11 protein-coding genes are annotated in these 12,911 nt (G+C 66.3%); 4 read left to right on the top strand and 7 right to left on the bottom strand.

Going from position 1 to position 12,911, the window contains the following annotated elements:
* Positions 1 to 152 precede the first annotated feature (152 nt).
* On the top strand, positions 153 to 950 hold the full coding sequence (locus tag ACODTJ_RS26955) for an undecaprenyl-diphosphate phosphatase (protein ID WP_454658723.1): 798 nt from the start codon (positions 153 to 155) through the stop codon (positions 948 to 950).
* A gap of 10 nt (positions 951 to 960) precedes the next feature.
* Here the strand turns inward: ACODTJ_RS26955 and ACODTJ_RS26950 are convergent, their stop codons facing one another.
* Positions 961 to 2,691, bottom strand: coding sequence for an MFS transporter (locus ACODTJ_RS26950; protein WP_454658722.1), 1,731 nt, complete (start codon positions 2,689 to 2,691; stop codon positions 961 to 963).
* A 118-nt stretch (positions 2,692 to 2,809) separates the two neighbouring features.
* Positions 2,810 to 3,760, bottom strand: a complete 951-nt coding sequence (gene msrQ / locus ACODTJ_RS26945) for a protein-methionine-sulfoxide reductase heme-binding subunit MsrQ (protein ID WP_488851008.1) — start codon at positions 3,758 to 3,760, stop codon at positions 2,810 to 2,812.
* Between the two features lie 56 nt (positions 3,761 to 3,816).
* On the opposite strand from msrQ, the gene ACODTJ_RS26940 reads away from it, so the two are divergent.
* Positions 3,817 to 4,431 (top strand): HAD family hydrolase, encoded by a 615-nt coding sequence (locus tag ACODTJ_RS26940; RefSeq protein WP_454658720.1) that lies wholly within the window; start codon positions 3,817 to 3,819, stop codon positions 4,429 to 4,431.
* A 33-nt stretch (positions 4,432 to 4,464) separates the two neighbouring features.
* On the opposite strand, the gene ACODTJ_RS26935 is transcribed toward ACODTJ_RS26940, so the two are convergent.
* Both ACODTJ_RS26935 and ACODTJ_RS26930 read right to left on the bottom strand, forming a co-directional pair.
* Positions 4,465 to 5,592, bottom strand: a complete 1,128-nt coding sequence (locus ACODTJ_RS26935; protein WP_454658719.1) for a saccharopine dehydrogenase family protein — start codon at positions 5,590 to 5,592, stop codon at positions 4,465 to 4,467.
* Between the two features lie 179 nt (positions 5,593 to 5,771).
* Positions 5,772 to 6,215: an Lrp/AsnC family transcriptional regulator gene (locus tag ACODTJ_RS26930; protein ID WP_061971852.1), complete on the bottom strand. Its 444-nt coding sequence runs from the start codon at positions 6,213 to 6,215 to the stop codon at positions 5,772 to 5,774.
* Positions 6,216 to 6,455: 240 nt separating this feature from the next.
* On the opposite strand from ACODTJ_RS26930, the gene ACODTJ_RS26925 reads away from it, so the two are divergent.
* Complete coding sequence (locus ACODTJ_RS26925) at positions 6,456 to 6,938, top strand: hypothetical protein (protein ID WP_454658718.1); 483 nt, start codon at positions 6,456 to 6,458, stop codon at positions 6,936 to 6,938.
* Between the two features lie 258 nt (positions 6,939 to 7,196).
* Here ACODTJ_RS26925 and ACODTJ_RS26920 read toward each other — a convergent pair whose 3' ends face one another.
* The 3 genes from ACODTJ_RS26920 to ilvD form a co-directional block, all read right to left on the bottom strand.
* Positions 7,197 to 8,132, bottom strand: a complete 936-nt coding sequence (locus tag ACODTJ_RS26920; RefSeq protein ID WP_454658717.1) for a hypothetical protein — start codon at positions 8,130 to 8,132, stop codon at positions 7,197 to 7,199.
* Between the two features lie 71 nt (positions 8,133 to 8,203).
* A complete protein-coding gene (locus ACODTJ_RS26915) occupies positions 8,204 to 9,310 on the bottom strand; it encodes an HPP family protein (protein WP_454658716.1) in 1,107 nt (368 codons plus the stop codon).
* A gap of 339 nt (positions 9,311 to 9,649) precedes the next feature.
* Positions 9,650 to 11,491, bottom strand: a complete 1,842-nt coding sequence (gene ilvD / locus ACODTJ_RS26910; RefSeq protein ID WP_454658715.1) for a dihydroxy-acid dehydratase — start codon at positions 11,489 to 11,491, stop codon at positions 9,650 to 9,652.
* A 297-nt stretch (positions 11,492 to 11,788) separates the two neighbouring features.
* On the opposite strand from ilvD, the gene ACODTJ_RS26905 reads away from it, so the two are divergent.
* On the top strand, positions 11,789 to 12,655 hold the full coding sequence (locus tag ACODTJ_RS26905) for a LysR substrate-binding domain-containing protein (protein ID WP_454658714.1): 867 nt from the start codon (positions 11,789 to 11,791) through the stop codon (positions 12,653 to 12,655).
* Positions 12,656 to 12,911 lie beyond the last annotated feature (256 nt).

Genomic DNA, 12,911 nt, shown 5'->3' with positions numbered 1-12,911 from the left:
ACGCCACAACCCGCGATGATGGCGATCTCCGCAATTTGCCGCTGCTGCTTCGCGAAGTGGTAACCAATTTGCAAAGAGCTGGGCGTAAGCCGGCGACAGGCCCGGCCCGGGCTGACGTCCAGGCCGCCTGATTCGCGCGAGGACAGCCTTCCATGCACAACCTGATCGAAGCCTTCATCCTCGGCATCGTCGAGGGCCTGACCGAGTTCCTGCCGGTCTCCTCGACCGGGCATCTGCTCCTGATCGGCCATTTCCTCGGCTTCGAATCCAACGGCAAGACCTTCGAGGTGCTGGTCCAGCTCGGCGCGATCCTGGCGATCACGCTGGTCTATTTCCGCCGCCTGCTCGATATCGCGCTGCGCATTCCCAGCGACCCCTCCGCCCGCCGCTTCGTCATCGGCGTGCTCATCGCCTTCCTGCCGGCGGCGGTGATCGGCGCGCTGCTGCACGGCTTCATCAAGGGCGTGCTGTTCAACCCCTTCATCGTCTGCTGCACGCTGATCGCCGGCGGCCTGATCCTGCTCGTCGTCGACGAGCTGGAATTGCAGGAGAAGCACACCGACGCCACCACCTTCCCGCTGCCGATGTATTTCAAGATCGGGTTGATCCAGTGCCTGGCGATGATCCCCGGCGTCTCGCGCTCGGGCTCGACCATCGTCGGCGCCATGCTGCTCGGCGCCAGCAAGCGTGCGGCGGCCGAGTTCTCCTTCTTCCTGGCCATGCCGACCATGGCCGGCGCCTTCGCCTATGACCTCCTGAAGAGCTACAAATTCCTCACCTTCGACGATGGCGTGCTGATCGGCGTCGGTTTCGTCGCCGCCTTCATCTCGGCCCTGATCGTGGTGCGCAGTTTCCTCGATTTCGTCTCGAAGCGCGGCTTCGCGCTCTTCGCCTGGTGGCGGATCATCGTCGGCATGGTCGGCCTTGCCGGCCTCTGGGTCGTCGGCTGAAGCCGAGGCCTTAAGCCGGCCGTGACGGGTCGTTGAGCGAGTCCGCCAGCGTCGGCGTCCGGCTCGGCGTCAGTTGCGGCAACGACGCCGTCTGCCGCTCGATCATGCGGTGGACCACTGGCGGGTTCGGGCCGCTATGCAGGGCGCGGACCTGCTCGCCGATCTCGGCATCGGCCTGGGTGACGCGCTGGTTCTGCCGGACATATTCGACCCAGGTCGGGCTGTCGTAACGCTCGATCCAGAGCGTCGGGTCGGTCAGGTCGCGCAGCAACGTCCAGTGCCGGGCGCCGTCGCGACGCCGGATGCGCCGCCGCTCCGCCATCACGGTCAGGAAGGCGACGACGTCCTCCGGCTTGATGATGTACTCGATGGTGACGATGACCGGGCCGGAGCGCGGCTCGATATCGACCGCGACCTTGGGCTCGCGCCAGCGGCTGAGCGGGTCGAGATTGAGTTCCTCGAGCGGCGGCAGGCGGTAGCGCAGCCCCATCACGGCACCGGCGACCAGGACCACGGCCGACATCAGCAGCGCCTTCTCGACGCCGAAATGCAGCGCCGAGCGGCCCCAGGCCCAGCTGCCCATCGCCATGCCGCCGAAGGTCGCCATCTGGTACATCGCCAGCGCCCGGCCGACGACCCAGCGCGGCGCCGAAAGCTGCACCGTCGCGTTGAAGGTCGAGAGTGCCAGAACCCAGCAGGCGCCGCAGACGCACAGGCCCGCCATGGCCAGCCAGATCGTCTGGCTGAAGGCAATCAGCGTCACGCCGCAGGCATAGGCGACGAAGGTCGAGCGGACGAGCGCTTCCGTGCTCATCGCCCGTCGCAGGCGCGCGCTCATGAAGGCGCCCGCCACCGCGCCGGCGCCGAAGGCCCCGAGCAGCACGCCATAGGTCAGCGGGCCGCCGCGCACGAGATCGCGCGCGATCAGCGGCAGCAGCGCCAGGCCCACGATGGCGCCGAAACCATAGACGAAGGCGCGCAGCGTGACCGTGCGGATGTTCGGAGACATCGCGACATAGCGGATGCCGGCGCTCATCGCGATGAACAGGGTCTCGCGCGGCAGGAGTCGCTCGACCTTGGGCGGCGACCAGCGCGCCAGCACGACGAGCAGCGGGATATAGCTGAAGGCATTGATGATGAAGGCTGCGACCGCGCCGGCCGCCGCGACGATCGCGCCGCCGATCGCCGGCCCGACGCTGCGGGCGATGTTGAAGGCGACGCTGTTCAGCGTCACCGCCGCCGGCACGTCGCGGCGCGGGACCATGTCGCCGACCGAGGATTGCCAGGCCGGGTTGTTCAGCGCCGTGCCGCAGCCGATCAGGAAGGTGAAGGTGAGCAGCAGCCAGGGCGTGATCAGGCCGAACCAGGCGAAGACCGCAAGCCCGATCGAGACCGCCAGCATGAAGCATTGCGCGGTCAGCAGGATCTTGCGTCGGTCGTAATTGTCGGCGATGGCGCCGGCCGCGAGCGAGAACAGCATCACCGGCAAGGTCGTCGAGGCCTGGACCAGCGCCACCATCTCGGCCGAGGGCGAGATCGAGGCCATCATCCAGGAGGCGCCGACCGCCTGGACCAGCCCACCGAAATTCGAGATGAGGCTGGCGAACCAGACGGCGCGGAAGATCGGCTGCTGCAGCGGAACGAAGGGCGAGACCCGGGCCCGGGTAGGCTTGATGCCCTCCGAGGCGAGCTCGGCTTCTACGACATCGGCCGTGGGCTGGGCGTGCGGGTCGTCAGGCATGTCATAGGGTTAGAGCATGAGCGCTGGAGGGGGAAACCCTTTCCATCTGGAAGATGTCGAAACTTGGAAAGTTTTTCTCCCAACCTGTTTCGACATTCCCTGAGCCCTCATCAGTCTCTCACGTCGCCCGCGCGGCAGCGGCCTCGCGTACTTGCCGCGGCGGGCGCGCCTTGCGGGCGCGCAGGCCATGACTGAGCGCCACCGCGAGGCCCGCGAGCGCGACCCAATGCGCCGGCCGGATCGAGGCATAGTCCTGATAGGTCAGGATATCGGCATTGGCCTGGAAGACCAGCCAGGCCGAGACGCCGGAGGTCGCCGCATACCAGCCCGCTTCAAGGCTGGCCGTAAGCAGCCCGCCGAGAAGCGCCACTCCGACGAGAGCCGGCACGGAGATCGGCAGCTTCCAGCGATACAGGCCGCGATAGAGCATCAGCAGCAGGAACAGCCCGCTCATCAGCACCGGCTCGGTGACGTCGATCTTCGATTGCAGCGCGAAATGCAGCAGTGCCAGCATCGCAATGGGATAGACGAGATTGTGCAGGCGCTGCCAGTTCTTGCCGAGGCGGCGGATCATGCCGTCGGTCGAGGTCACGCCCTGCGCAACGAGGCCGATCAGCGCGACGAAGCCGATCGTCAGGTAGAAGCGCTTGACGATCTCGGAGACGATCAGGCCCCAGTCGAAGGCCATGTCGATGCAGTAGAGCGCCAGATGCCCGAGCGCGTAGGCCATGACGCCGAGACCGAGCATGCGGCGGATGCCGATCAGCTTGCTCCAGTCGAGCAGCCGCCGGAACGGCGAGACCGCGAGCGTGGCGATGAGGATCCTGACCGTCCAGGTCCCGGTCTGGTGGATCGCCTGCGTCCAGGGCTTCGAGCCGAGCTGATGCATCCAGGCGGCGTAGAGCAGCATGAGCGCGGGCACGAGGAGCAGCGCGAAGGCCGCGGCCCTTAAGGTCGAGAACCGGCCCTGCCGGTCGGTCCATGGCAGCCAGGTGCGGAAGCTGGTATTTGCGGGGCGGGCGCTCATCACCCCGGCATAGACGATGGGGTCGGCCCCTGTCCCGCACATCTGGACACAAGGGTGTGAATGGGTTGTCCTGCCGGCCCTTTCAACCGGGTTCGGTCATGGCTTCCAGCACTCCCATCGTCGTCTTCGATGTCGGCAACGTCCTGCTGCGCTGGGATGCGCGGCTGATTTACCGTTCGCTGATCCCCGAGCCCGAGCGGCTCGACTGGTTCATGCAGAACATCTGCACGGGCGACTGGAATCTGGAGCAGGATCGCGGCCGCTCCTGGCAGGAGGGCGTGGCGCTGCTGGTCAAGCAGCATCCGGAATGGGAGCGCGAGATCCGCGCCTTCGACGAAAGCTGGCACGACAGCGTGCCCCATACCATCGCCGACAGCGTCGCGGTGCTGGAGGAGCTGAAGGGGCAGGGCGAGAAGGTCTATGCCATCACCAATTTCTCGCGCGAGAAATGGGCTGAATGCCTGGTCCGCTTCCCGTTCCTGCAGAGCTTCGACGGCGTCGTCGTCTCCGCCCATGAGCGGATGTTGAAGCCGGAGCGCGCGATCTACGAGGTGCTGTTCGATCGCTACGGTCTGAAGGCTGGCGACTGCATTTTCGTCGATGACAGCGAGAAGAACGTGGTGGGGGCCCGCGCCGCCGGGATGCGGGCCGTCCATTTCGTCGAGCCCATCGACCTGCGCGCCGAACTGCGCGGCCTGGGCGTCAGGCTCTGACGGGCAGAGCCTGACTTGTCAGAGCGCAGGCGTTCAGGCCGCGCTCTTGATCGCGAGGCTCGGCACGAGGCCGGCGGCATCGACGCCGCGGGCTTCGCCGACCAGCCGGGCGCCGGCCTTGGTCGCGAGGAAATCGGCGAGGACGGCGTCTTCCTGGCGCACGAAGCCCTTGGCGGGCAGCTTGCCGGCGAGGAACAGCTCGACCATCGCGACGCAGCCGGCGGCGGTGGTGAGCTGGATCGCGCCGAGCTCGTCATTGCCGTCATAGCGCAGCACGACGCTCTCCTCCTCGAGGCGGCCGTTGCGCTCGCCCACGCCGGTCACGAAGATCACGACCACGTCCTTGCGGGTGAAGGGCGCGGAATGCGTGAGGATGCGGCGCAGCGTCTCGCGGTCGTCGGCGAGGTCGAGGTCGCGCAGCAGGAGCTTCATGATCTCGGCATGGCCGGGATAGCGCAGCGTCTTGTAGCTCATGTTGCGGACCTTGCCGGCGAGCGTCTCGGTCAGCGTGCCCAGACCACCCGAGGTGTTGAAGGCCTCGTAGGCGACGCCGTCGATCATCACGCTCTCGATGCCTTCCAGCGCCGGCACCAGGGTCGGCTGGCCGTCGAAGACGATCTCGCAGGGGTTGCAGTATTCGTTGATCAGGCCGTCGACCGACCAGGTCACGTTGTAGCGCAGCGCATTGGTCGGATAGAGCGGAAGCGCGCCGACGCGCATCTTGATGGCGCGGACGTTCTCGAAACGCGCCGCCATGTCGGCGCCGAGGATGCAGATGAAGCCGGGCGCCAGGCCGCATTGCGGGACGAGCGCGACGTCGGAGGTCTCGCCGAGCTCCTTGATATAGGAGGTGGTGGCGACGTCCTCGGTCAGGTCGAAATAATGGGTCTTGGTCTCGGCCGCGACCTTGGCGATGCCCTTGTTCAGGAAATAGGGGCAGGCGCTGACGACGATGTCGCGGTCTTTCAGGAACACGCGGAGTGCGTCGAGGTTCGAGGCGTCGACGGTCTCGGTGGCGAAGCGGCTGCCGGCGGCGTTCTTGAGCTGCGCGGCGGAAGCGTCGGCCAGCGTCACCTGATGGCCCTGCTCGGCCAGCATGCCGGCGATGATGACGCCGATCTGGCCGGCGCCGAGCACGGCAATGCGCTTCTTGGTGGTCATGTCGCAATCTCCTGGTGGGTGTCGGGTCGGCCAGGAGCCTCCCCCTCGATGCGGAGCATCGCCGCAAGCCGCGCAGGCTTTAACGGGCGGATCGCCGCAGGAGGGCGTTATGATGCATCAATTCGACGGGATATGAAGAAAGATGATGGGAAACGGCAGGCGCTGAGGCAGTCGCGCGCTCAACGCTCGAACTTGCGGGCCAGAATCACCGAGGAGGTCGTCCGGCGCACGCCTTCCATCTCCGCGATCCAGTCGATGATCGTGTCGAGGTCGCTGGAGGTCTCGCACTCGATCTTGACGCTGAGGTCGAAATGGCCGCTCAGCGTGTGGCATTGCACGATTTCCGGCCGCTTTTTCAACGCCGCGACCACGCCGCCCTGCTGTTTCATCTCCAGTTCGATCAGGATCAGCGCCGCGATCGTGGTTGCCGGCCGGCTCGCCTTGCCGAGGATCGTGGTATAGCCGGCGATCACTCCGTCGCGTTCGAGACGGCTGAGCCGTCCCTGCGCCGTCGCGCGGGAGACGCCGAGCTGCTTGGCGATCTCCGACAGCGGCAGGCGGGCATTCTCGGTGAGGATGCGGATGAGCTCGCGGTCCTTCGCGGCGTCTGACGGCCGTGCCATGTCGTCTCCAGCGGTTCGGCGGGGGCGTCATATAGCAGGGAAATCCCGGCTTATCGCAAGAGCCGCCTGCAGTACCGCTGAGACCGGCGCCGTCAATTGACGGTATGGAACGAAAAGCCTGCCCGAAAAGGAACATCTTGTGGTCCGAAGCATTGCTCACGCGCCGGAGGGACTTGCTTCGGGGTGAAAATCGGAGTGGCATGCCGACCGGCGGCAGCACGCTTTGCCATGGAGAACGCCATGTTCAGGACTCTCATTCTCGCATCAGCATCGGCTTTCGCCCTTGTCTCCTTCTCCGTGGTGCCCGCTTCGGCGCTGACCATGAAGGAATGCAGCGTCAAGTATCAGGACGCCAAGAAGGCCAATACGCTGAAGGGCCAGAAGTGGAACGATTTCCGCAAGGCCCAGTGCGGCGACGACGACGCTGCCGACGACGAGGCTGCGGCTGCCATGCCGGCCGAGCCGGCGAAGCCCGCCGTTTCCGCTACGGCGGCGGCGCCCGCTGCCAAGCCCGCCGCGATGCCTGCCGGCAAGGCGAAGCCTGCTGTCTTCCCGAAGGCGGTTTCGCAGAAATATTCGAGCGAGACGGCCGGCAAGGCGCGCCTCAAGACCTGCGTCGATCAGTACAATGCCAACAAGGCGGCCAATGCCAATGGCGATCTCAAGTGGATCGAGAAGGGCGGCGGCTACTGGAGCCAGTGCAACACCAAGCTGAAGGGCTGATCTTCAGACGCAGCCGAGTTTCCGGAACGCCGCGCCGCAAGGCGCGGCGTTTTTCGTTCGTAGGGTCGTTAAGGGAAACGCGTTGTCATTCCGGACAAGCCGCGCGAGCGGCGCCGATCCGGAACCCACGACCGGGTGAGACATTCCATGCCGCGTCGGAGCCGCTCACCCAGTCGTGGGTTCCGGGTTCTTCGCTACGCGAAGCCCCGGAATGTCGAGGCGGGATTCGAAGCCGCTGCGATCAGGTGGGGGCATCGCTCAAAGCGACTGCGAGGGGCGTGAACCTGAATCGGTCGGCCGGCTTGGTGCGGGGTTGCCCGGCCGCTGCCCCTTGCTGATCATCTCGCCGCGCGAGCGGATGACATGGGCCGTCACCACCTCCTGGACGCGCTTCTCCGCGGCATCGCGCACGGCGTTGCGATTGGCCGGCCGGCCGTCCTCGGTTTCGATCAGTTCGATCGTGGCGTTGGTCAGGGCGTCGACATCGCCCTTGCAGAACAGCATCGCGGCCTTGGCGACGACCTCCGCTTTTTCGTCCGTGAGCAGCATCGGCGCGCCCTCGCGGCCGATACAGGCCAGCATCTTGGTGCGGATCAGGTCGCGCGTCTTCTCCAGCAGGGCCTTCTTCTCGGCCCGCGCCGCTCGCTCCTGCTCGGTCGGCTGAGGCGTCTGCGCCTGGGCGGGAGCGCCGGGCGAGACCGGGCCGCGCACATTGGCGCTCTGCTTCACACATTCGACCAGCGCCGGCAGCATCTCGCCGGTCGAGGTCAGCGCGAAGGTATAGCGTGCGTCATTGGCCACCAGCTCGAGATAGCGCCCCTGCCGGAAGGCGTTGATCAGGGCGGACTGTGCCGGCATGGCGATGGTGACGAGCGTTGGCGACTTGATGTTGGCGGTGACGTCGATGGTCGAGCGCCGATCGAACACGAGCTGAAGCTTCAGCGTCTCGCCGGTCCTGAGTTTCCAGTCCGGCTTCGAGAAGCCGAGCAGCCAGGAGAATTGCGCGGTTACCGAGGTCAGCATCGTGACGCCGCTCTTGTAGCTGGCGCTGACGGCGCAATGCGAGAAGGCGCCGGTCTGGTCGTTGGTGAAGGTCCCGCCCGACCAGTTGCCGACGACGATCTTGCCGAACGGGCCGGCCGCCGACGCCGGCAACGACAGAAAACAGCTCAGGGCGACGATCGCGGCCCGCATCCAGTTTCCTCCGTTGAGATCCCATCCCAAGGCTAAAGCAGGATGGCGGCTGGGGGGAACCCGCTTTTTCGTCAGGCCGCCTCGCGCTTGAGCGGGCGCAGCAACATGGCGAGGAGATCGCTCTGGCTGACGAGCCCGGCCAGACGCTCCTGGTCGTCGACCACGATGACGGCGTGGTGGCGGCCATCGGTGAGGGCGGCGATGAGATCGACGGCCGGCTCGTTCGGGTGCGCGATCACGGCGGGGGACATCACATCGCGCACGCGCAGGCCCGGGTGCGTCAGTTCGCGCAGGCCGACCGTGCCGAGCAGCCTGTTCTCGCGGTCGACCACAGGCAGCGTCCGAACCGCATGGTCGAGCAGCAGACGGCGGGCGGTCTCGATATCGTCGTGCTGGTCGACCCGGACGAGGTCGCGCGACATGATGTCGGCGCAGCGCGGCAGGTCGTGCTTGCGGGCGAGCGCATGCAATTCGACGCGCCGCAGCAGCCGGTCGAGATCCTCCCGGTCGATGTCGAAGGTCTCGCCGACATCGCTCAGCGCCGCGTCGATATCGGCCTCATTGAAGCCGACGCGCTGCGCCGACGGCAGGTCCTTGGTGCCGTGGCTGTTCGTCGGGGCCTGCGCGCGATGCGGATAGCTGTGGCTGGAGAAGCGATGGAACGCGATGCCGAGCAGGGTCAGCACCAGCGCGTTGAGGCCGACGGGAACGAAGGCGAAGCCGAGCCCGTAGGTCGCGACGGCCGGCCCGCCCAGCGCGGCGGTGAGCGCGGCCGCCCCGCCCGGCGGATGCAGGCAGCGCAGCAGCGACATGGCCGCGATCGCGAATGCGACGGCGCAGCCGGCCGCGACCGCTGGCTCCGGCACATAGCGGCTGACGAGGAGCCCGATCAGGGCGGAGACGGTGTTGCCGCCGACAATCGACCATGGCTGCGCCAGAGGACTCGACGGAATCGCGAAGAGCAGCAGAGCGGAGGCGCCCATTGGCGCAACGAGCAACGGCAGATGCGGATCGTTGCCGAGCAGCAGGCTGCAGATCAGCCCGGTCGCGCCGACACAGACAAGCGCGCCAACGCAGGCGACCAGCCGGTCGCGCCAGGTCGCGCCGGCCAGGATCGGCACGAAGAAACGGAACCGGGAACGACGGCTCGCCGGGGAAGGAGGGGAAGCGGAATTCATAACGGCCGATTGGGCTGCTTAAATATCAGGCAGGTCCAATAGGCCGATCGGGATCGGCAGGGCAACGCCATTCAGCCGTCAAATCGGCGGTCATTCTGCAAAAGGCAGAAACGCCATTTCGAACCGCGCGATCGGAGAATTTCGATCTAGGGACCGTTCATGATCTCCGGAACCACGCAGGTCATCCCGGGCTTGACCCGGAATCCATGCCTGAGCGCTTCCGTAGAAGGTTCAGGCATGAATACCGGCTCTCCACTGCGCTTCGGCCGGGATGACCCGCATTTCCGAGGAGAGATGATTGCCCTTGACCGGTCGTCCGGCAGGGCAACCTGCTCGCTATCAATCGACGACGCGCACGGCGCCCTTGGCCGCGCTCGTCGTCGTCGCGGCATAGGCCTTCAGCGCTGTCGTGACCTTGCGCTTGCGCGGTGCGGCCGGCTTCCAGGCGTCCTTGCCCTTCGCCTCCATCGCGGCGCGGCGGCGGGCCAACTCCTCGTCTGAGACCTGCAATGAAATGCTGCGATTGGGGATGTCGATCGCGATGATGTCGCCGCTCTCGACGAGGCCGATCGCGCCGCCCTCGGCCGCTTCCGGCGAGACATGGCCGATCGAAAGACCGGAGGAACCGCCGGAGAAGCGTCCGTCGGTGATCAGTGCGCAGGCCTTTCCGAGGCCCTTCGATTTCAGGTAGCTCGTCGGATAGAGCATCTCCTGCATGCCCGGCCCACCGCGGGGGCCCTCATAGCGGATCAGCACGATATCGCCGGGCTTGACCTTGCGGTTGAGGATGCCGTCGACCGCGGCGTCCTGGCTTTCGAAGATCACGGCCGGGCCGGAGAACTTCAGGATCGAGGCATCGACGCCTGCCGTCTTCACGATGCAGCCGTCGAGCGCGATATTGCCGAACAGAACCGCGAGGCCGCCATCCTTGGAATAGGCATGCTCTGCGCTGCGGATCACGCCCTTCTCGCGGTCGGCGTCGAGCTCGGCGAAGCGCCGGTCCTGGCTGAAGGCCGTCTGGGTCGGCACGCCGCCGGGCGCGGCGCTATAGAAGGAGCGCACCGCCTCGCTCTCTGTCCGGGTGATGTCCCAGCGCGCCAGCGCGTCCGCCATCGTCGTGCTGTGCACGGTCGGCAGCGAGGTATCGATCAGCCCGGCGCGATCGAGCTCGCCGAGGATCGCCATGATGCCGCCGGCGCGGTGGACGTCCTCCATATGAACGTCGGCGACGGCCGGGGCGACCTTACACAGCACCGGCACGCGCCGCGAGAGCCGGTCGATATCGGCCATGGTGAAGTCGATCTCGGCCTCATGCGCCGCCGCCAGCAGGTGCAGCACGGTGTTGGTCGAGCCGCCCATGGCGATGTCGAGCGTCATCGCGTTCTCGAACGCCTTGAACGAGCCGACATTGCGCGGCAGCACGCTCTCGTCGTCCTGCTCGTAGTAGCGGCGGGCGAGATCGACGATCAGATGGCCCGCCTCGACGAAGAGGCGCTTGCGGTCGGCATGGGTGGCGAGCGTCGAGCCATTGCCGGGCAGCGCGAGGCCGAGCGCCTCGGTCAGGCAGTTCATCGAATTGGCGGTGAACATGCCCGAGCAGGAGCCGCAGGTCGGGCAGGCCGAGCGCTCGATCACGTCGACTTCGGCGTCGGTGTACTTGTCGTCGGCCGCTGCGATCATCGCATCGACGAGGTCGACCTTCTTCAGCACGCCCTCGGCAATGAACTTGCCGGCTTCCATCGGGCCGCCCGAGACGAAGACGGTCGGGATGTTCAGGCGCATCGAGGCCATCAGCATGCCGGGCGTGATCTTGTCGCAATTCGAGATGCAGACCATCGCGTCGGCGCAATGTGCGTTGACCATGTATTCGACGCTGTCGGCGATCAGCTCGCGCGAGGGCAGACTGTAGAGCATGCCGTCATGGCCCATGGCGATGCCGTCATCGACCGCGATCGTGTTGAACTCCTTGGCGACGCCGCCGGCCTTCTCGATCTCGCGCGCGACGAGCTGGCCGAGATCCTGGAGATGGACATGGCCGGGCACGAACTGGGTGAAGGAGTTCACCACCGCGATGATCGGCTTGCCGAAATCGCTGTCCTTCATGCCGGTGGCGCGCCACAGGCCGCGGGCGCCGGCCATGTTGCGGCCATGGGTGGAGGTGGCGGATCTCAGCCTGGGCATCTCATGCGTCTCCGTTCGGGCTCCTGATGTCCCGTTGCGCGGCAGGCTATCGCCCCCGCGCCCTGCGACAAAATTGAATTCTTCGATTTCCATGATCGGCGCCGCGCATGGCGGGCCTGACTTTACCTCCACCGTCATCCCGGGCGACCGGAGGGAGACCCGGGATCCATGCCGGAGCGTGTCCGGAAAGGTTCAGGCATGGGTCCCGGATCGGCGCGGCTTTGCCGCTTGTCCGGGATGACCTGCGTTTTCTAAAGGGAGGTTGGGGTTCCAAGAAACGGGCGGAGGACAAGCGCCATGCTGCGCAACATCGACGTCGATCTGCTGCGCAGCTTCGTCACGGTCGCGGAACTCAGGAGTTTTACCCGCGCCGCTGCCGCCTTGCTCCGCAGTCAGTCGACGGTCAGCACCCAGATCCGCCGGCTTGAAGAGCTGGCCGGCCAGACCCTGCTGCAGCGCTCGCCCCAAGAAGTTCTTCTCACGCGCGCGGGCGAACAGTTCCTAGGTTATGCCCGGCGTATCGTCGCGCTGCATGACGAGGCGCTCGACGTCATCAATGCGCAGAGCGTCAGCGGCCGTGTCCGGCTCGCGGTGATGGATGACTACGCCACCATCGTCCTGCCGGAGACCCTGGCGCGCTTTGCCCGCTCGCATCCGGAGGTCGAGCTGGAGGTCACGACCGGTTTCACGCGCGATCTCCTGAACAGCCTCGGCGAGGAGTTCGATCTCGTGCTCGCAACCCAGAAAGCGGGAGACGGGCGCGGCGAGATCCTGCGCAAGGAGCAGACCGCCTGGGCCTGTTCGGATCGTATCGCCTTCGCCATGGAGGAGCCTTTGCAGCTCGCGTTGCTGAAGGCGCCCAACATGTTTCGCGAATGGGCGCTCGAAGCGTTGAACGAAGTGGGGCTGCGCTGGCGTATCCTGTTCTCGTCTTCGAGCATCGGCGCTGTCGAGGCCATGGCGGCCTCCGGCGTGGCGCTCACCGTGGTCAAGGCAGGGACTGCGCGCCCCGGTCTTCAGTTGCTCGGCCCCGAGCTTGGGCTGCCCGCTCTGCCGGCCTCCGAGATCGCGCTGCACCTGGCGCCGGGGCGCGCTTCGGCTGCCGTCGCGGCGCTGAGCACCTTCCTGGCAGAAGCGTTGAGCGATGCCGCCGCTGTTCCCTGAGGCCGTGCCTTCTAGGGTTTTGTCCGTCGGCCCGGGACAGGGCGGAGCTGGCCCGCCAGCGAAAGGGCTCAAAAACAGGTCCGGCAGCAGCCTATCCGAAGCCCGGAACTTATACTTTCGTAGTAAGTATCTGAATTCATTGCAAAACTCATTTTTGTCGAACAACTTTCAAAAAGCGCGTTGACAGGAGAAAGGGGTCCCGCCTATAAACCGCCCATCGAGACGGCGCCGCCGCTGAGCGGCGCCTCTTCTGCGC

This window comes from Allobosea sp. FG18 (genome assembly GCF_057809495.1).
Note: the sequence above shows the minus strand (reverse complement) of the source record. Positions and strands in the feature narration are given on the sequence as shown.